This window comes from Photorhabdus aballayi (assembly GCF_026153155.1).
GTDB lineage: Bacteria > Pseudomonadota > Gammaproteobacteria > Enterobacterales > Enterobacteriaceae > Photorhabdus > Photorhabdus luminescens.
In genome coordinates, this window is the sequence record NZ_JAPFCD010000005.1 from 168,673 (window position 1) to 188,486 (window position 19,814).

The 19,814-nt window shown below is 43.5% G+C and carries 15 protein-coding genes; 13 read left to right on the forward strand and 2 right to left on the reverse strand.

Going from position 1 to position 19,814, the window contains the following annotated elements; translation table 11 throughout:
- Positions 1-19: 19 nt before the first annotated feature.
- Both pldB and recQ read right to left on the reverse strand, forming a co-directional pair.
- Positions 20-1,018 (reverse strand): lysophospholipase L2, encoded by a 999-nt coding sequence (gene pldB / locus OO184_RS04875; RefSeq protein WP_265378208.1) that lies wholly within the window; start codon positions 1,016-1,018, stop codon positions 20-22.
- A gap of 14 nt (positions 1,019-1,032) precedes the next feature.
- On the reverse strand, positions 1,033-2,859 hold the full coding sequence (gene recQ / locus OO184_RS04880; protein WP_265378209.1) for an ATP-dependent DNA helicase RecQ: 1,827 nt from the start codon (positions 2,857-2,859) through the stop codon (positions 1,033-1,035).
- 449 nt (positions 2,860-3,308) lie between these two features.
- On the opposite strand from recQ, the gene OO184_RS04885 reads away from it, so the two are divergent.
- The 13 genes from OO184_RS04885 to OO184_RS04950 all read left to right on the forward strand — a co-directional run.
- Positions 3,309-5,129, forward strand: a complete 1,821-nt coding sequence (locus OO184_RS04885; RefSeq protein WP_265378210.1) for an IucA/IucC family protein — start codon at positions 3,309-3,311, stop codon at positions 5,127-5,129.
- Between the two features lie 53 nt (positions 5,130-5,182).
- Positions 5,183-7,423: a TonB-dependent siderophore receptor gene (locus OO184_RS04890; RefSeq protein WP_376712539.1), complete on the forward strand. Its 2,241-nt coding sequence runs from the start codon at positions 5,183-5,185 to the stop codon at positions 7,421-7,423.
- Between the two features lie 68 nt (positions 7,424-7,491).
- Positions 7,492-8,508 carry an iron-siderophore ABC transporter substrate-binding protein gene (locus OO184_RS04895; protein WP_265378211.1) on the forward strand — a complete coding sequence of 339 codons (1,017 nt, stop codon included), beginning with the start codon at positions 7,492-7,494 and terminating at the stop codon, positions 8,506-8,508.
- Complete coding sequence (locus tag OO184_RS04900) at positions 8,505-9,518, forward strand: FecCD family ABC transporter permease (protein WP_265378212.1); 1,014 nt, start codon at positions 8,505-8,507, stop codon at positions 9,516-9,518. The genes OO184_RS04895 and OO184_RS04900 overlap by 4 nt, the downstream gene beginning before the upstream one ends.
- Entirely contained in the window at positions 9,505-10,551 is a 1,047-nt protein-coding gene (locus OO184_RS04905; RefSeq protein ID WP_265378213.1) for a FecCD family ABC transporter permease, read from the forward strand. The genes OO184_RS04900 and OO184_RS04905 overlap by 14 nt, the downstream gene beginning before the upstream one ends.
- Positions 10,551-11,363, forward strand: a complete 813-nt coding sequence (locus OO184_RS04910) for an ABC transporter ATP-binding protein (RefSeq protein WP_265378214.1) — start codon at positions 10,551-10,553, stop codon at positions 11,361-11,363. Before OO184_RS04905 ends, OO184_RS04910 begins: the two co-directional genes overlap by 1 nt.
- Positions 11,364-11,542: 179 nt before the next feature.
- Positions 11,543-12,319 (forward strand): siderophore-iron reductase FhuF, encoded by a 777-nt coding sequence (gene fhuF, locus OO184_RS04915; protein ID WP_265378215.1) that lies wholly within the window; start codon positions 11,543-11,545, stop codon positions 12,317-12,319.
- 262 nt (positions 12,320-12,581) lie between these two features.
- Positions 12,582-14,039 carry a pyridoxal phosphate-dependent decarboxylase family protein gene (locus OO184_RS04920; protein ID WP_265378227.1) on the forward strand — a complete coding sequence of 486 codons (1,458 nt, stop codon included), beginning with the start codon at positions 12,582-12,584 and terminating at the stop codon, positions 14,037-14,039.
- A gap of 30 nt (positions 14,040-14,069) precedes the next feature.
- Positions 14,070-15,371, forward strand: coding sequence for a lysine N(6)-hydroxylase/L-ornithine N(5)-oxygenase family protein (locus OO184_RS04925; RefSeq protein ID WP_265378216.1), 1,302 nt, complete (start codon positions 14,070-14,072; stop codon positions 15,369-15,371).
- Positions 15,371-17,773: a GNAT family N-acetyltransferase gene (locus OO184_RS04935; protein WP_283256219.1), complete on the forward strand. Its 2,403-nt coding sequence runs from the start codon at positions 15,371-15,373 to the stop codon at positions 17,771-17,773. The genes OO184_RS04925 and OO184_RS04935 overlap by 1 nt, the downstream gene beginning before the upstream one ends.
- A 325-nt stretch (positions 17,774-18,098) precedes the next feature.
- Positions 18,099-18,569 carry a thioesterase family protein gene (locus tag OO184_RS04940; RefSeq protein ID WP_265378217.1) on the forward strand — a complete coding sequence of 157 codons (471 nt, stop codon included), beginning with the start codon at positions 18,099-18,101 and terminating at the stop codon, positions 18,567-18,569.
- Between the two features lie 114 nt (positions 18,570-18,683).
- A complete protein-coding gene (gene rarD, locus OO184_RS04945) occupies positions 18,684-19,574 on the forward strand; it encodes an EamA family transporter RarD (protein WP_265378218.1) in 891 nt (296 codons plus the stop codon).
- A 7-nt stretch (positions 19,575-19,581) separates the two neighbouring features.
- Positions 19,582-19,814 (forward strand): hypothetical protein (locus tag OO184_RS04950; protein WP_265378219.1); only part of this gene is annotated, 233 nt, incomplete at its 3' end.

Consider the following 19,814-nt stretch of genomic DNA (forward strand, 5'->3'; position numbering starts at 1 on the left):
TATCATTCCTATAATTGAATCAATTCTGGTCAAAAAAATCACAAATGGCGTTGAGTGCCTGGCTACGTAATTTATCTTTTTCAAACAGGATCTCATGATGCGCCCCTTGAATAATCAAAGGTGACCGTTCTTCAATGAAAGCCCTCTCTTTGTTACGTGATTCACAAAAAGCCCGTATTTTCTGATTATTAACGACTTTATCCTCACTGGCTTTTAAGATCATCAACGGTGTCTCAATTTCTCCGGCTTTTTTTATCAACATATCGCCAACCCACATACTTTCCCTCATCCAGTGATATGTTGGGCCACCTATGCGTAATTCCGGGTAATCCGCGCAATAACGGAGGTAACGGTTATAACGCTCATAACTGTGTGTCAGAAGGTTTATTAAATAAGGCAATGGACGCCATTTTCCGGTTAATATCGCATAATCATTACGCACATCTGACCGCTTTTCTGCCCGATTTACCAGGAAAGTCGCCAACCAACGCGGCATAGGAAAGTTAATACCAAACATAGGAGCACAAAGGGCTGCCGCATCAAACACCTGGCTGTGACGTAATAAAAATCCCCCTAATATTGCCGCTCCCATTGAATGAGCTAACGCATAACAGTGAGAATAATGACGAGGAAGAATTTCTCTTTCTATTAATATTTCAACGTCATCAATATAGTCATCAAATTTTTCTACATGCCCTTTTTGTGGATCTGCAAGCATTCTGCTGGATCGCCCCTGCCCACGATGATCAATAATAAAAACGTCGTAGCCAAGGTGATAAAAATCAAATGCCACTTCCGAGTATTTGATATAACTTTCACTACGGCCAGGAAAGATAACAACCGCTCTATAATTTTTTACTGTTGCACAAAAACGGATATAACGTATCAGTACATTATCGACCCCAATAAATTCACACTCTTCCCTGACTTGCCAAAAATCTAACAGAGGCCCGTTGGCAAAAGCAGAGAACTGTATCTCACGATTAAGCCAACTTTGTTTCAACATTTCTGGCGTCATAAGTTGCCCTCAGACTAGCCAAACTCCTCTAGATGTTCACTAATTAAAGCCATAAAGACGTTACCAAAACGTTCCAGTTTCCGTTGCCCTACTCCATTGATTAATAACAATTCATCAGCCGTAACCGGGCATTGCTCCGCCATTTCAATTAGCGTGACATCGTTAAATACAACAAAAGGCGGGATATTTTCTTCATCAGCAATGGATTTCCGTAACTTACGTAGCTTGGCAAATAGTTTGCGATCATAATTACCGCTATACGATTTACTCTGCTGAATGCGCCCTTTTAGGCTCTGAATTCGCGGAACAGCCAGTTTTAGCGAAACTTCGCCACGCAATATTGGACGTGCCGCTTCTGTTAATTGTAATGCAGAATAATTGGCGATGTTTTGACTGATAAAGCCTAAATGAATAAGCTGCCGCAATACACTCATCCAGTGTTCCTGACTTTGATCTTTACCAATACCATAAACCGGCAAATTATCATGCCTCATATCACGGATACGCTGATTATTCGCGCCTCTGAGTACTTCAACAACATAGCCGATACCAAAACGCTGCCCAACCCGGTAAATACAAGAAAGCGCCTTTTGCGCATCCACCAAGCCATCATAATTTTTCGGTGGATCAAGGCAGATATCACAGTTACCACAAAGGGTTTGTTTACTTTCACCAAAGTAGTTTAATAACACCAAGCGACGGCAAGTTTGCGCTTCGGCAAAAGCCCCCATCGCATTGAGCTTATGTCGCTCAATATCCTGCTGTGTACCCGCTTCTTTCTCTTCCAGACAACGGCGAAGCCATACCATATCCGCGGGATCATAAAACAGTACCGCTTCCGCCGGCAAACCATCACGTCCAGCACGTCCCGTCTCCTGATAATAGGATTCGATATTACGTGGAATATTAAAATGCACCACAAACCGAACATTGGGTTTATTAATGCCCATTCCAAATGCCACGGTTGCCACTACAACCTGCAAATCATCACGCTGAAATGCGTCCTGCACCCGTGCACGTTGACCGTTATCCAACCCGGCATGGTACGGCGCAACGCTCAAGCCACGTTTTTGTAAACGCTCTGATATTTCTTCAACTTTGTTGCGACTGTTGCAGTAAACAATGCCGCTTTTACCTTTCTGACCGCGAATAAATAGCCACAGTTGATCTAATGGTTTGTATTTTTCTATCAAGGTATAACGGATATTGGGACGGTCAAAACTGCTGATATGGATAAGTGGATTATGAAGATTCAGTAGTCGGACAATATCATTGCGGGTTGTTTCATCTGCGGTGGCCGTCAACGCAATGACAGGTAATGTCGGAAAGCGTTGCCTGAGCTGCCCCAACGCCCGATATTCCGGCCGGAAATCATGGCCCCATTGCGAAATACAGTGAGCTTCATCCACAGCCAACATTGCCGATTGCCATTCCAGAAGTTGTTCAAGGAAGTTATCCATCATCAAACGCTCAGGGGCGATATACAGCAATTTAATCATTCCCTGACGGCAACGCCGGATCACATCAATCTGCTGTTCACGGGCCTGAGTTGAATTCAAGCAATCTGCCGCAACGCCATTTGCCCGCAGTTGATCCACCTGATCTTTCATTAAAGAGATCAGCGGGGAAACAACCAAAGTTACCCCTTCCTGTACCAGCGCCGGAATTTGGTAACACAATGATTTACCGCCACCAGTCGGCATAATGACCAGACAGTCACGCCCTTCCAGAATGGTATTGATAACTTGTTGCTGGCCTGGCCGGAATTGCAAATAACCAAAGGTTTTCCGCAATACCTGCTCTGTCAGTGATATCGAATTAATGACCTCTGCGGTAGACACGCTTTTCCTCAACCATGTTAAAAAATCACAGACGCCATCCAAAACGCCTGTGTATTATGCTATCTCACTCTCGAAATAATTACAGCATGTCATTGAACATCATCTCGGATAAAAGCAGGTTTTGTTAAAGGTTATAGCCGATCAAAAATTCGCCCCTCAGCTCATCTTTCCCATCCCAATGCAGCGCCATAACGCCACATTTTTGTCTGCTATTTAAACAAAACCAGAGCAAATCCTTACACTTACACAGTTGTTAATGATAATAATTTGTATTAATGTTATCAAAATTGAATACCCCAAAAGTCACCTGTCTAAGAGAACCGGAATGAATACCTGGAAAAAGGATGCTTATATTCGAAAATTTTAGAATTAAGCGTACCGATTTGTTTCCAGTGTACAACGACTATGTTGGATATGATTTTTGATTATGAATAGGGATTGTTATCACCATGAGTTCACTACATATTAACTCTGATAATCACACTCTGCACCTCAACGCAGAGAACTGGCTCTATGCCAATCGCCATCTGGTGACAAAAATATTACGTGAGCTATGTCACGAAAAACTGATTAATCCTACCTATCATGGGCAGCAACAGTATTCTCTGACAATAGGTGACTACCAATACCATTTTCAAGCGGAGGCTTATCAGCTCGATCATATTGATATTGATACCGCTTCCGTAACCAAATTCAAGGATAATCAATCTCAGCCACTTGATGCTATTCAATTAATTATTGAGTTGCACCCACTGTTAGAAATCCAGGAAAAAATGCTGCCGATTTATCTCGACGAGATATCTAGCACGCTTTATGGTCACGCTTTTAAATATCAGTACAACCGACTTACAGCCCAAGATTTAGCTCATGCCGATTATCAAGTCGTTGAAACAGCAATGAGTGAAGGCCATCCAGTCTTTATTGCCAATAATGGTCGCATTGGTTTTGATGCCGATGATTATCAGCGCTATGCGCCTGAAAGCGCTAGCCCCGTGACTTTAATCTGGATTGCAGTACATAAGAATAAAGCTATTTTCTCTGCACTGTCCGATCTTTCATACCAACAATTAATAGAAGAAGAGCTAGGAAAATATCTGCCAGCCCAATTTGAACGCCACCTGAATATGTTGGGATTATGTCCATCAGATTATTATCTGATGCCCCTTCATCCCTGGCAGTGGCAGCACCGTATCGCCATCAGCTTTGCGGCAGATATTGCCAATAATCATATTGTTTATCTTGGAGAAGGTCATGATCGCTACCTCGCTCAGCAATCTATCCGTACTTTCTTCAACATTACTCAACCGAAGAAGAACTACGTTAAAACCGCCCTATCCGTGCTGAACATGGGCTTTATGCGTGGGCTCGATCCACACAGCATGGTCACAACCCCATCAGTCAATGAGTGGCTCAGCAACTTAGTCCATAATGACAGTTTCTTCCAACAGAAAGGTTTTACCGTATTACGGGAACGTGCTGCTCTCGGTTATTTCAATAACTACTTTGAATCAGCCATTAAGAAAGACAGCCCACATAAAAAAATGTTGTCAGCACTGTGGCGCGAAAGTCCAATGACGCTGTTGCAGGATAACCAACGCTTGATGACAATGGCTTCGTTGCTGCACGTTGACCATCAGGGGAATTCCGTCGTTGCTGCTTTAGTAAAAGATTCAGGTTTAAATTCAGAAGAGTGGGTATCACGCTATCTCGATGCTTACCTTTCTCCATTACTGCGATCTTTCTTCACCTATGATCTGGTGTTTATGCCACATGGTGAAAACCTGATGTTGGTATTGGATAATAACCGCCCGACAAACATGTTGATGAAAGATATTGGTGAAGAAATCGCTATTTTGAATGGTGATCTCCAATTGCCTGAAGAGATTAATTTCCTGCACGTCACTATCGAAGACGACATGAAAATTAACTATATCTTCCTTGATATCTTCGATTGTTTCTTCCGCTATCTGATTCCGCTGTTGCAAAAAGATCTTAATCTACCCGAAGAGCGTTTCTGGTTACTGGTTGCACGCTGTGTCCATAATTATCAATCCCAACATCTGCACCAGATCGAAAAATTCCGTAAGTTCGATCTGTTTAAGCAGGAATTTATTCGTACCTGTCTGAACCGCCTACAAATGGCGAACAATCAACAGATGATCGATCTTGACGACCGCGAAAAGAATCTCAAATTCGCCGGAACTTTAGTTAATCCGCTGTACGCTTTACGCCATGAATACTCGGTTATTCTTCATCAAGCCGAGCAGTAATAAATAAAAATATCAACATAGATAAATACCAAAAGATTTAATTTGGGGATGGTATGAATAATAAGAAAGTGATGTATCCGTTTTTGCAAAAGGGTTCCATGATTAAAAAAACAACTCTTGCAATGACTATACAGTTAGTATTAATGGGAAATAGTTATGCAATCACGGAAAGTGCGCAAAGTACAAGCGATAAAACCGCTGCCCAAAATGAAAGCACGATTATTGTCACTGCTTCACGACCAGAAAATGAAGGAGTGACCGAAGACACCGGTATGTACAATACCACTTCGATGGTCACTGCCACCGGTCTGAATCTTTCAGCACGTGAAACGCCACAAACCGTCAGTGTCATCACCAAACAACGTATGCTTGACGAAAATCTGAGCAGTGTTAATAACATCATCAATAGCACAACCGGTATGAGCATACGCCAGCTTGATAGCGATCGTTTCGGGTTTACCTCTCGAGGCATGGCCATCAATAACATCCTGCGTGATGGGGTTGCGACCTACTACGATACCCGTTTTAACTATGGTGACAATCTGTTGGATGCTGACCTGTTTGATCGTATTGAAGTGGTACGTGGGGCAGCCGGTTTGATGGTTGGCCCAGGCAATCCTTCGGCAGCGGTTAACCTGATTCGTAAACGTCCAACCCGCGATTTCCGTGGCGAATTTTCTGCTGGCGCCGGTTCTTGGGATAAATGGCGCACTGGCCTTGATCTCTCTGGCCCATTAAATGACAGTGGCAACCTACGTGGACGTTTCGTTACAGCCTATCAAGCGGCCAACTCTTTTATTGATCGCAATAGCAACGAAAGATACCCATTCTATGGTGTCCTTGAAGCGGATTTAACAGAAAATACATTGCTGACTATAGGCGCTGATTATCAACGTAATCACACCCGTGGCGGCATGTTTGGTGGTTTGCCAATCTATTTTGCAGACGGCAGCAAAACAAATTATAAACGCAGCGACAGCTATGCACCCGATTGGGCTTTTTCAAAAGTTCGGACCTTCTCTACCTTTACCAGCCTGCAACATAACTTTGACAACGGCTGGAGTGTGAAGGGCACCTTTACTTATGATAATAACGCTCTGGACCAAAAAGTCCTGTGGGCAACAGGTTTTCCTGACCGTAATACCAATATTGGTATGGCGCCAGGTAACATGACACTGATTGATGGCAGCCGCCGCCAGAAGAACTACGATCTACAAGTAAATGGCGACTACCGGTTATTCAACCGTACTCATCATGTCAGCTTCGGCTTAAATCATCAGCAACAGGATTTCCAAAACGATTACTTCAACGCAACCTGTATGCTCAAACGCAATTGCACCGGGCTGGGTGACTTCACCTCTCCAGGCTGGCAATATCCTGAACCAGAGTGGAGTAATACGCGAACTTATGGTTCAAAAGGACGTAATGAACAGACCGCAGGTTATGCAGTCACTCAGATTTCTCTGGCAGATCCTCTGACCTTGATCCTCGGAGGTCGGGTAACCAGTTGGCAAACACGCGGTGATAATTTCAATACTCCACAGAATGCCAGCTACAGTGACGAATTTGTTCCTTATGGTGGGTTGATCTACAACATCACTCAAGATTTGTCGGTTTACACCAGTTACACCGAAATATTCAACCCAGAAAATCACCGTGACCGCAATAATAAATTACTTGCTCCAGTGTCTGGACAAAACTATGAAGCGGGCCTAAAAGGTGTTGCCTTCGATAATAGTCTTGATTACTCACTGGCAATCTTTGAAATCCGTCAAGATAACCTGCCATTAGTCGATAACAATGCACCGAAACTACCGGATCTCTCCATTCCTCGTTATACCGTGGATGGCACTAAAACTCGTGGGTTCGAAGCAGAAATCAGTGGTCAACTGACAGATAACTGGCGTCTTTATACTGGCTACACGCAATTCCGCGCAACAGATCCTAACGGTGTGCGAATCAATAGCAATATGCCAAACAGGCTGTTTAAGCTGTTTACCACCTACACCCTGCCAGGTGCGATGAGTAATCTGACCATCGGCGGTGGTGTTAACTGGCAAGATAAAACCTGGTTGACCGTTGCTGGGCCTGGGAAGACATCAATGCAAGCGGAACAAAACAGCTTTGCTGTGGTTAACCTGATGAGCCGTTATCAATTCACACCGGATCTCTCTTTAACGGTTAACCTGAATAACGTATTTGATAAGACCTACTACACCCAGTTCGGTCAATATTCTCAGTATTACTTTGGCGCACCTCGCAACATTGAAGCGATCTTGCGTTATAAATTCTGAGTTTAAATTCGTTATGGCACCACGGGCGGCAAACTTTATGTTTCTATTTATTTGAAGGAAAGCAAACAATGAAATTGAAGCGTTGCAAAGGGTTTGCCGTACTGCTGGTGTTGTTTATCAGTCTGTTGGCTGGCTGTGATAAGCCAGCCAGAACAGACAATGTATCGTTAGATAAGCCCGGTTATCCAAAAGAAATTACTACCGCATTGGGTACGGCGGTAATCCCACATCAACCCCAACGTGTTGTTGCCTTGGGCGCAGGAGCGGAAGATATCGTACTGGATCTTGGCATCGTCCCTGTCGGGATCGAATCCCATCGTTGGGGCGGAGATGAACAAGGTTATCTGCCGTGGTTTAAACAAGCGATACAACAGCGTGGCGAGACTCTGCCTGCTGTGATAAATATGTACCCCGAATTGGACATTGAGAAGGTCATTAGTCTTAAGCCTGATCTGATTGTGGCAACCCAATCAGGCATCACCCAAGAAATTTATGACCATTTATCACATTTCGCCCCAGTGATCGCTTATCCATCTGCCCCCTGGCTCACAACACCACAACAACAGATTGAATTAATTGCTCGCGCGCTAGATAAACAACCGCAAGGAGAGCAACTTGCTGCTGAACTGGATGCCATATTGCGCGAAGCAGGTAATACCATCCCACATATCAGCGGCTATACTTTCGCCTATATCAAAGCAGGCATCAGCAGCAACATGCTATCGGTATACGTCAGAGGCGATCCACGCGTCGATACTTTAGTTCATCTTGGTTTGACGCTACTGCCATCGGTTAGCACATTGGCCGATCCTTTCGGCAGTTTTGCCGCTAATATAGGGCTGGAAAATGCGGATTATCTTAACGGCGCGGATATCTTAGTGACATGGTTCAATAATGAACAAGAACGTAAAGCAGTGGAAGCACAGCCGTTATTTCAATCTATCCGTGCCGTACATCAGGGAGGTTATATCCCGCTAACCGACCAATCATTGGTTGTTGCTATGTCTTACGGTACACCACTTAGCTTGCGCTGGGGCTTATCGCAATTTATGCCCGTGCTGGCAGAGGCAATTAAATCATCATGACAAATCCTAAACGGCGATTCTTACTGCTACTTGGCCTGGGTCTCATGGTACTGCTGACCTTGATTTGTATTACTGCCAGTCTGAGTCTGGGTGCAAAAACGTTACCGTTATCGACCATATGGCATCACTACTGGTTAGGTGACAATGGTAGCTATAGCGATCTGGTGATTAATGCCCGCAAACCACGTACGTTAATTGGCATCATGGTCGGCGCAGCACTGGCGCTTTCCGGCGCCGTAACACAGGGATTGATGCGTAATCCATTAGCCGAGCCGGGTTTACTGGGTGTTAATGCCGGCGCTGCTGCGGTGGTCGTCAGTTTCTCTTTCATCCCCATACTGAACGAACTGCCGCGCTTCTGGACAGCATTTATTGGCGCAAGTCTGGCTACATTGCTGTTCTACCTGCTTAGCGGCGGACAACGTAATAGCAATCCAGCACGCATGGTGTTAACTGGTGCCGCCATTAACGCCTGCCTATTTGCTTTTGTACAAGGCTTCGTATTAATGAATGCACATGTACTGGATAGCTATCGTTTCTGGACCATTGGATCGCTTAGCGCAATGTCGCTGGCAGAAGCGAGTTCGCTGATACCCTATCTGTTATTTGCTTTGATATTGACCCTTTCACTCAGCTCTTCTTTAAATGTGATGGTGTTTGGTGAAGGCATTGCCAGTTCACTTGGCGCTAATGTTGCCCGCACCCGTGTATTATCGCTTATTGCCGCCACCATACTGGCCGCAGTGGCTACCGCGATGGCTGGTCCTATTGCCTTTATTGGCTTAGCGGCCCCTCACTTGATGCGAGCTTTAGTTGGCAGCGATTTCCGCTGGCTACTGCCCTATTGCCTGTTCGCCGGGCCTTGCCTCCTACTCACTTCCGATATATTGGCTCGATTGGTGATAGCACCGGGGGAGATCATGGTGGGCATTATTACCGCGGGAATCGGTGGGCCGTTGCTCTATCTGATCGTTAAAACCCATCGTGGAGTGAATTATGCCGCAGATTAACCTATCCAGACCGGCAAAAACGCGCACCTTCATGTTGGGAACTGCTGTCTTTCTTATACCTTCACAGCGAACCCAAAGATCAATCCTATTGATATTGCTACTGCTCGCTATGCTGTTTTATCTCTCTCTGGCTCTGGGTAAGCAAGGTATTGATAACCTCTGGCTAGCAACCTCAACCCCTTATCAGGAATTTATTCTCACACAGCTACGGTTACCCCGCGCATTAGTGGCTATCGGGGCGGGTGCAACGCTAGCGCTCTCAGGTTCACTTTTTCAATTGACGACCCGCAACGCACTTGGCAGCCCCGATATTATTGGCGTGAATGCCGGTGCCGCCGCTGGGATCGTCGCCACGCTGATCATCTGGCCTGGAGTAATCCCCGTCGCTTTAGGTGCGCTGCTAGGAGCCAGCTTTGCGGTATTACTGGTATACGCCGGAAACATTAGCGACTCTGGGCAGATGCAGACAACCAGGATTGTCATCTCCGGAATTGCTATCGCCGCCCTTTGTATGGCATTTGTTAATTTTGCTATCTCGAATGTGCGCCTTGAACAGGCGCAACAACTTGCTTCGCTGCTGCACGGCAGCCTCGCCAACCGACGCTGGCAAGATGTTGGGTTAATTTACGGGACGATGATACTGTTTGCCCCGCTTCTACTCTGGCTGGGACGGCAATTGAACTACGTCAATCTGGGCTATGAAGTTGCTAATACGCTCGGTGTACCAGTACGTATCATTCAACTTATGAGCTTATTACTGGCGGTAATACTGGCCTCAATGGCAGTATTGGTTGTCGGCCCGGTAGCTTTTATCGCACTCTCTGCTCCGCAAATCGCCCGCCGTTTGGTACGGGCAAAAGGCACTGCTCTGCTCTGTTCCGCATTGGTGGGAGCATTATTACTGCTCGCCTCCGATTTAATTACTTTGCTACTTCCTACTTCGGCACGTCTGCCAATAGGGGTTATCACCGCAGGGGTAGGCGGCGTCTATTTGATGTATTTGCTATACGCTGAATTAAGGAGAACAAAGTAATGTCATTTGATATGAATTCCCCAACTCGCGCTTCACGATTGACAGCCCAAGATCTTTCGCTGGCATACGGAAAGAAAACAATTATTGAGCACTTAAATATTTCTATTCGTGATGGTGAATTCAGCGTCATCATCGGCCCGAATGGTTGTGGAAAATCGACCCTACTACGCGCCATTAGCCGAGGTATAACGCCACAACATGGTGAAATCCTGCTTGATGGGCGCAATATTCGACATTACAAACCCAAAGCGGTAGCACGTGAGCTATCTCTGTTGACACAAGGGGCAACCATCACCGAAGCGTTGACAGTATACGATTTGGTTTCACGTGGGCGTTACGCTCATCAATCTTTTTTACGGCAGTGGTCAGCAGAAGATGAACGAGCAGTTAATGACGCTTTACAGGCAGTCGAACTCCAGGAGATGTCGCAACGGTTAGTAAGTGAGCTTTCCGGCGGTCAGCGTCAGCGCGCCTGGTTTGCCATGACATTGGCACAACAAACACCCATTGTACTGTTAGATGAACCAACCACTTATTTGGACATCACCCATCAGATTGAAATGCTTGATTTTTGCCAACGTCTACATTTACAGGGGAAAACGTTAGTGCTGGTACTACACGATATTAATCTAGCACTACGCTATGCCTCACATTTAATTATGATGAAAAATGGCAAAATTTACGCCGAAGGGGTGCCAGAAGAGATTATCAATGAGCAGAGTATCGCTGATGTGTTTGGTCTGGCTTGCCGTATTATTTGCGACCCAGAATCTGGTAAGCCATTGATTATTCCAAGATATAATCCTATCTGAACAAGAAATGAGCTGACTATGATTTTGTCGTATTAACAAGCAATATAGGCGCTTAAAAGATTTACCACTTGATAATGACAATGAGAATAATAATAATTATCATAATTATATTTACAATGATTAGTCATATGTAAGATACTACAATCAGGTTGTACGAAAGTGTAAGCAGGGAGTTGACGGTGTCAAATACAAAGCATTCAATTGCACCTTTAACCACAGTGGTAATTGAAGATATCATCCAGTTATTTGAACAAACATTCAGCCATTTTACTGCCACAATGAGAGTAAATGCAGACAATATCCCTGTTACCAGCATGAGCTTTCCCCAGTGGTCAGATACAAAGAAGTTTCCAGTATTAATTCAGCGCTATCAGGATGAATATTACGGCGACAATGATATAAAACCTAACCAAAAAGCCCTATATTCCTTGTGGACCCAATGGTATTTTGGTTTAGTTATTCCCCCAATGATGTTAATGCTGCTGGAATATCCACAAGCAGTGGATACCCATTACAATCTTTTTCAGGTTGAATTCCATGACAGCGGCAGACCAGATATTTTTTACTATAATTTAACCTGGCTGAATGAGGCGCCTTCATCATTACTACACCGCCATTATTCTCTCTTGGATCGCCATATTATTCCCGTATGTGAAAAGATTGAATCATATCAAGGGATAAATAGACGTCTCCTGTGGAATAATATCGGTTATCTTATGCATTGGTATCTTGCCGAATTCAGCACAAGAATAAATAGCAAGTTATATCAAGAAATTATACATGGTCTTTTTATGGAGCCGCAATTACCTGATGGTAGAGATAATCCCCTTTACCGTACAGTTATTTTACGGCATAACAATATGCAACGTCGCAGTTGCTGCCAGCGAAATAAACTACCTGGCGTCGGTAATTGCCATGATTGCCCCCTGGAATCTAAAGTAGAAAGCAAAGATTAACACTCTATTCTATAATTTTTAATTCCTATCTGCTTAGGCAGAAAGAGATTATTATGATTTAATCGCGCCATTATTCAACACTTATTTAATCTAACCAAATATTACACATAATAAAATCAATTATGTTGGGCAATAACCAAATGATAACCTATATATGAGATAAAAAGGATATATAATGTACGGAGACACTCTGCTATTAAACCATCCACACACGGAAGATAGTCATATAACGGAAAAAGATTTTTCCAGATATTTCTTAAATATGCATAGTGCTGGAGACTATCTTGATGACGCCTATAATGTCGTTACCAGAATAAAGAAAGTATTACAGCAGGTGGATAAGCCTTTCAGTGGGATATTACCCCATGAATTATCCCCACTATTTTCTAAAGTGAATTTAGATCTTCCCCTCACCTCTTTAAACCAGGCTTTAGATGAGTTGCAACAACTTTATCTTAAAGATGCTGTTTATTTTCATCATCCAAGGTATGTGGCCCATCTTAATTGTCCATTAGTATTACCCGCCGTCCTGGCTGAAACCATTATTGGCGCGATTAATTCTTCATTGGATACCTGGGATCAAAGCGCTGGCGGGACACTAATAGAACAAAAAGTTCTCGACTGGACACGAGATAAAATGGCATTAGGTATAAATGCTGATGGTATCTTTACTAGTGGCGGTACCCAATCAAATCTGATGGCAATGCTACTGGCACGGGATCATTTTTGTCATCAGCGCGATCCTGAACATAAAAATCAGCTACATGGTCTGCCAGCAGATTTCCATAAACTGCGTATTTTTACCTCAACAGTCAGCCATTTCAGTACACAAAAAGCCGCTGCCATCCTTGGTTTAGGATATAACGCCGTTGTCTCTGTTCCTCACGACAGTGAGTTCCGTATGGACCCTCAAGCATTGGAACAAAGCATTAACCAATGCATCGAACAAGGCAACATTCCTTTTGCCATTGTCGCGACAACCGGTACCACAGATTTCGGCAGTATTGACCCACTTCATCCTATCGCGGCTATCGCCAAACAGTATGGTATTTGGCTACATGTGGATGCGGCATACGGATGCGGTTTACTCGTTTCGCCTCGTCGCGCTCATCTACTGGAAGGCATTAATTTGGCGGATTCTGTCACTGTGGATTACCATAAGTCATTCTTCCAACCCGTTAGTTGCAGTGCTTTCTTCGTCAAAAATAAGCAGCATTTATCCCATCTGACTTATCATGCCGAATATTTAAATCCACTCAGCGCCTCACAAGAGGGTACACCCAATCTGGTTAATAAAAGTATCCAGACAACTCGTCGTTTTGATGCATTGAAAATGTGGCTGACATTACGAATTATGGGCGCAAAACGACTTGGGCAAGCTTTTGATAAAGTTGTCGATACGGCTCAGGATGCCTATCGATTAATGGCGCAAAATCCCTATTTTGAACTTATTCATTATCCAGAATTAAGTACTTTGGTTTTCCGTTTTATTCCTAAACAAAAATTACCCGATGCTGATATTGATGCCATCAATGCAGCCATTCGCAAAGCGCTATTCCGTGAAGGCAATACCGTTATTGCAGGCACCAAAGTCAATGGCAAACAATATTTAAAATTTACTTTCCTTAACCCGGCAACAAACCAACAACATCTACAAGAAATTGTGCATAGCATCGTAATGCACGGAAACGATTTTCTGGCAACCCATAATAATAACTAATGAAATTAATGCTATTCACCAGGAGAAATTATGACAACTCGCCCTTATGATTTTATTGCCATTGGAATAGGTCCTTTTAATCTCGGACTGGCTTGTTTAACTCAACCACTAAAAGATGTTCATAGCCTGTTTATCGATCAAAAACCGGGCTTTGATTGGCATCCGGGAATGATGCTGGAAAATTCCACCATGCAGACCCCTTTTATGTCAGATCTGGTGACCTTAGCCTCACCCACGCACCCACTTAGCTTCCTTAATTATATTAAGCAAAAAGGGAGAATATATTCCTTTTATATCCGGGAAAGTTTTTTCTTGATGCGTAAGGAATACAATCAATATTGTCAATGGGCGGTAGAACAGTTATCCAATTTACGTTTTAACACGCGCGTTAACAGCATTAGCTATGATGAACATACCTCGCTATATACATTACATTGTTCAGATACGTTAACGGGACAACAACATCAATTTGTTTGTAAAAAGCTGGTATTAGGTACCGGTCCTTCGCCCTATATTCCAAAGTGCTGCCAACCCTTCGCTGACCAGATGGTGACATCTGGTAATTATTTGAAGAACAAAGCCGCTTTACAACAAAAACAATCTATTACCGTTTTGGGTAGTGGACAAAGTGCCGCTGAGATTTTCTACGATTTGCTCAGTGATATTGACAGATTCGATTATCAACTTAATTGGCTTACCCGCTCACCACGTTTTCTTCCGCTGGAATATACCAAGCTGACTCTAGAAATGACCTCACCAGAATATGTAGATTATTTCTATAACCTCCCGGAAGAAAAACGTGATGCATTAAATCTGTCCCATAAACAGCTTTATAAAGGCATCAATAGTTCATTAATCAACGATATTTTCGATTTAATGTACACTAAACGATTAAACGGTGAATTAAACGTTAATTTATATACCAATAGTGAGTTACGGCAAGTTAGCCATGCAGAAAATGGGCGCGACCTGACATTAACGTTATTCCAGCATGAGCAGGAGCAACCATTTTCTCTGGATACCGCAGGAGTTGTTCTGGCAACTGGCTATCAGTATCAGCCTCCGACTTTTATTGAAGGTATACGCCATCTTATTCGTTGGGATGAAAAAGGGCGTTATGGTGTACAACGTAATTACAGCATTGATCGCAACAATACTGTTTTCATACAAAATGTGGAATTACATACCCACGGTTTCGTTACACCGGATCTGGGGATGGCTTGTTATCGCAACTCTTGCTTGATTTATGAAATTACCGGTACTGAACATTACCCGATTGAGAAAAGTATCGCTTTCCAGCAGTTCAGCGTTGCTACCGAAGGAGCGTGCTAATGTCCGTCTTTAATCCTACGCTGTTTGAAAAATCCTTGCCTGAAATAGGCAGCTTTGCATTACGTCCACTGGATCTGGAACGGGATATTCCCATATTAACTGACTGGGTTAACCGGGATTACGCCCATTATTGGGGAATGCAAAACAATACCGAAAAACAGGTATGGGAATTTTATCATGATTTAGAATCACGCCATCCAGGCAGTGTATTTATTGGAATATATCGGGAGCAACCTGCTTTTTTATTAGAGTGTTATCGTGCACAAGATGATCTGATTGGAAAATATTATCCAGCACACCCAGATGATATGGGAATGCATATTCTGGTTGCACCACCGCAAGAAAAAATCAGGCATTTCACCTGGGGAATTTTCCAAACCATCATGGCCTTTATTTTTAGCGATCCTACTGTGGCTCGCATGGTGGTTGAACCCGATATACGTAATGAGAAAATTCACAAGCTTAATCTGCGGGCCGGTTTTGTTTATCAGAAGGCATTGGTATTACCTCATAAAACCGCCAAGTTAGCCTTTTGTACCAGAGAGCAGCATCAGATTGCGTTACAGCGGGAACATCAAGCAACAACATCAACCCCTTCAGGCTCATTGATGGCAAATGCTACACACTTGCAACCGGCAGTCTGGCAGAAGGTTAATCGTCTGCACTTGTGTAAAGCTATTTCTGAATTTTCACATGAATGTCTACTCGCGCCTCAACAGTTAACTGAAAAAGCGGATAGTAACGGATATCATCATTACCGTTTGGATAGTGCCGACCATCTGGTCAGCTATACTTTCCGGGCGCGACGTATGGCGCTGGATCACTGGCTGATTGATGCCGATTCGTTACAGAAAAATGCTAACGGAGAAGAAGTAGCGCTCGATTCCTTGCTATTCATTATTGAGTTCAAACAACAACTTGGCATTAGCGACATCGTGATGCCTACCTATCTGGAAGAAATTACCAGTACTCTCTATAGCAGCGCTTTTAAGCATAACAGAGTCGGCATCAGTGCAATGGATCTCGTGAACACTGATTTTCAGGCGCTGGAAGGGGAGATGATGGAAGGACACCCCTCTTTCGTCGCCAACAATGGCCGGATTGGTTTTGATATTGGCGATTTCCAGAACTTTAGTCCCGAAGCCGCCTCTGCTATGCATTTAGTATGGCTGGCCGCACATAAGAGCAAAGCTCACTTCGCCTGCATTGAGCAACTTAACTATCAACAGTTGCTGGAACAAGAACTAGGCACAACCACAATGGCTGAATTTGACCAGCGGTTGATCGCGCTTAATCTTAATCCAGAGGATTACTTACTGATGCCTGTTCACCCCTGGCAATGGCAGAACAAGTTGGCATCGGTGTTTGCGCCCGATATTGCTAATCAGAAATTGGTCTACCTTGGTACTGGGGCTGATACCTATCAGGCGCAACAGTCAATCCGTACCCTATTCAATCGCAGTCATCCTCAGCGATATTATGTAAAAATGGCGTTGTCTATTCTAAATATGGGATTTATGCGCGGTTTATCACCTTATTATATGGCGACGACACCGGGCATTAATGACTGGCTATTTGATTTGGTAACGCAAGATCCCGTCTTGCAACATTATCGTTTTAAAATTTTACGAGAAGTCGCCAGCGTTGGTTTCAAAAACAGCTATTACGAGCAAGCAATCAGTAGCGATACGCCTTACAAAAAAATGATGGCGGCCCTATGGCGAGAAAACCCATTGCAATTGATTGAACCTAGGCAACAAGTGATGACAATGGCTGCGTTACTGCACAGTGATCAGCAAGGGAATGCCCTGTTGCCTGCGTTAATTTCAGCATCCGGTCTGTCTACTCAGGAATGGCTACACCGCTATTTGGATAGTTATCTTGCTCCACTATTGCACTGCCTGTACGCTTACGATCTGATGTTCATGCCACACGGCGAAAACATCATTCTGGTATTGGAAGACCATGCTCCACAACACGTCTTTATGAAAGATTTGGCTGAAGAAATTCTGGTCATGAATCCCGACGCCGATTTACCGGAAAAAGCGAGTCGAGTCAAAGTAGACATGCCAGAAGAGATGAAAACACTGACCATCCTATCTGATGTGTTTGACGGTATATTCCGCTATCTGGCAGCAATTCTGGATGAACAGGGTGACTACTCACAGGATCTGTTCTGGCAGGCTGTAGCAGAATGTATTTTAAGTTATCAGCGCAACCATCCTGAGTTGAGTGAGCAATTTGTACGTTACGATCTGTTTACACCGGAGATTAAACGCTGCTGTCTAAACCGCCTACAAATAGCGAATAACCGTCAGATGCTTGATTTAGCTGATCCAGCTCAAAGTTTACAGTTTGCTGATAACCTGATTAATCCAATTGCCACATTTGGTAATGCGTAAAATATAGTAATACGTAAAATATAGTTACAGAGAACTAAGCTTCATCAGCAAATTTCTCAATTCTCTTAAGGCAGTACGATGAACAGTACTGCCTTATTTATTTACACAATTTACATATACACGTAATTTCAGTAGATTAAATTCCAGCGCCGATATTATTTCCAGTTTCAACTTACCTATAGTTGTATTCAATTATGTTATTCAGATTATTACCAGATATTCCTTACAAACTGGCAAGGTTAGCAATAAAAGCATAATATCAACAAACCATTAACCATATAAATTCACACTGATAACACATACCTTTATTTAGGAATAAAATTAAATGTCTACAACGCTATTAACCCTGGAAGAAGCCCGAAAAGTGATTGGTCATGCTTTTGTTCACGATATGCCCTTTAACCAATTATTAGGACTTGAACTAATCCGATTTGAACCGGATTACGTAGAAATACAATTCCGTAACCAAAGTAAACTAGTAGGTAATATTGCACAGGAGATTCTACATGGCGGTGTAGTTGCATCAGTGCTGGATGTATGTGGTGGATTGGTCTGCATCGGTAACGCCTTACCTCGTCTGGTACCTGCATCAATAGAAGAATTAGCAAAGCGATTATCAATAATGGGGACCATTGATTTACGCGTGGATTACCTACGCCCCGGCCGCGGTGAATTATTTACTGCCACCAGTAGTATTATCCGTAATGGCAACAAAGTTTCCGTCGCCAGAGCAGAACTACATAATGAGCAGAGAGACCATATCGCCAGTGTAACGGCGACCTATCTGGTAGGATGACAATATAATTTTAATCGCTTGCGTAATATTCAGCCCGGTGACATATTATTTTCATGTTAACGGGCTAAAAACCGGTAACACGTTTTCCACCTTCTATCTTAACATCAGGACAATATGAACAAGCCACAAACGACTAAAGGAGTACTGTACGCCTTCGGCGCCTGTTTTATCTGGGGAATCGCGCCAGTTTATTTTAAACATATCCAGCAAGTACCTGCTGACGAAATTCTGACTCATCGTATTATTTGGTCATTTTTCTTTATGTTGCTGTTGCTAACATTAACTCGTCACTGGTCACAGGTAGCCAAAATTTTCCGTCAACCTAAAAAAGTATTATTGCTGGCCGTGACGGCCACTATCATTGCCTGTAACTGGTTGATTTACATCTGGGCAGTAAACCACGGCCATATGCTGGAAGCTAGCCTGGGTTATTTTATTAGCCCACTGGTTAACGTTTTGTTCGGTATGCTGTTTCTGAGTGAGCGTTTCCGCCGCATGCAATGGGCTGCTGTTATTCTGGCCTTCACCGGCGTGTTAATCCAGCTATGGCAATTTGGTTCTATACCGGTCATTGGATTAAGTTTAGCTGTCACTTTTGCCCTGTATGCCCTGCTGCGTAAAAAAATGAATGTTGACGCTCAAACGGGCATGACGATTGAAACCCTCTGGTTACTGCCGGTTGCTGCCATTTATCTATTTGGTTTTGCCAACACTCCAACCAGTGATTTAAGTAATAACCCAATGACTCTCAATTTATTGCTGATCGCCGCAGGCATTATTACTACTGTGCCATTACTGTTATTCACCGAAGCCGCGGCTCACCTGCGTCTATCCACACTAGGATTCTTTCAGTACGTCGGCCCAACGCTAATGTTTTTGCTAGCAACCTTGGTTTATGGTGAACAGATAGGCATTGATCGTCTGATTACTTTCGGCTTTATCTGGGCTGCACTAGTGCTATTTACATTGGATGCAATGTATACACAGCGTAGAGCGCAGAGATAACAAAATAATGAGAATAACCATCAGATTAGCCAATACAACCGAACAGATCGCCCTTGAAGCGCTGCAATTACGTGCATCTCTCATGTGGGAAGAAGATAGGGAATTATTACTAGCAAATCCCCACATGATAGAACTGCCGATAAAATATATTGAAGCAGGATATGTTTATATTGCGGAGCAAGCTGATGTTATTTTGGGATTTTGTGTTGTATTACCGCTATCTGATGGAAATGCTGATAT

Excerpts from the sequence above, each read along its gene's own strand:
- pldB (WP_265378208.1), bottom strand. The coding sequence starts at position 1,018 with ATGACGCCAGAAATGTTGAAACAAAGTTGGCTTAATCGTGAGATACAG.
- OO184_RS04885 (WP_265378210.1), top strand. The coding sequence starts at position 3,309 with ATGAGTTCACTACATATTAACTCTGATAATCACACTCTGCACCTCAAC.
- OO184_RS04890 (WP_376712539.1), top strand. The coding sequence starts at position 5,183 with ATGAATAATAAGAAAGTGATGTATCCGTTTTTGCAAAAGGGTTCCATG.
- OO184_RS04895 (WP_265378211.1), top strand. The coding sequence starts at position 7,492 with ATGAAATTGAAGCGTTGCAAAGGGTTTGCCGTACTGCTGGTGTTGTTT.
- OO184_RS04900 (WP_265378212.1), top strand. The coding sequence starts at position 8,505 with ATGACAAATCCTAAACGGCGATTCTTACTGCTACTTGGCCTGGGTCTC.
- OO184_RS04905 (WP_265378213.1), top strand. The coding sequence starts at position 9,505 with ATGCCGCAGATTAACCTATCCAGACCGGCAAAAACGCGCACCTTCATG.
- OO184_RS04910 (WP_265378214.1), top strand. The coding sequence starts at position 10,551 with ATGTCATTTGATATGAATTCCCCAACTCGCGCTTCACGATTGACAGCC.
- OO184_RS04920 (WP_265378227.1), top strand. The coding sequence starts at position 12,582 with ATGCATAGTGCTGGAGACTATCTTGATGACGCCTATAATGTCGTTACC.
- OO184_RS04925 (WP_265378216.1), top strand. The coding sequence starts at position 14,070 with ATGACAACTCGCCCTTATGATTTTATTGCCATTGGAATAGGTCCTTTT.
- OO184_RS04935 (WP_283256219.1), top strand. The coding sequence starts at position 15,371 with ATGTCCGTCTTTAATCCTACGCTGTTTGAAAAATCCTTGCCTGAAATA.
- OO184_RS04940 (WP_265378217.1), top strand. The coding sequence starts at position 18,099 with ATGTCTACAACGCTATTAACCCTGGAAGAAGCCCGAAAAGTGATTGGT.
- rarD (WP_265378218.1), top strand. The coding sequence starts at position 18,684 with ATGAACAAGCCACAAACGACTAAAGGAGTACTGTACGCCTTCGGCGCC.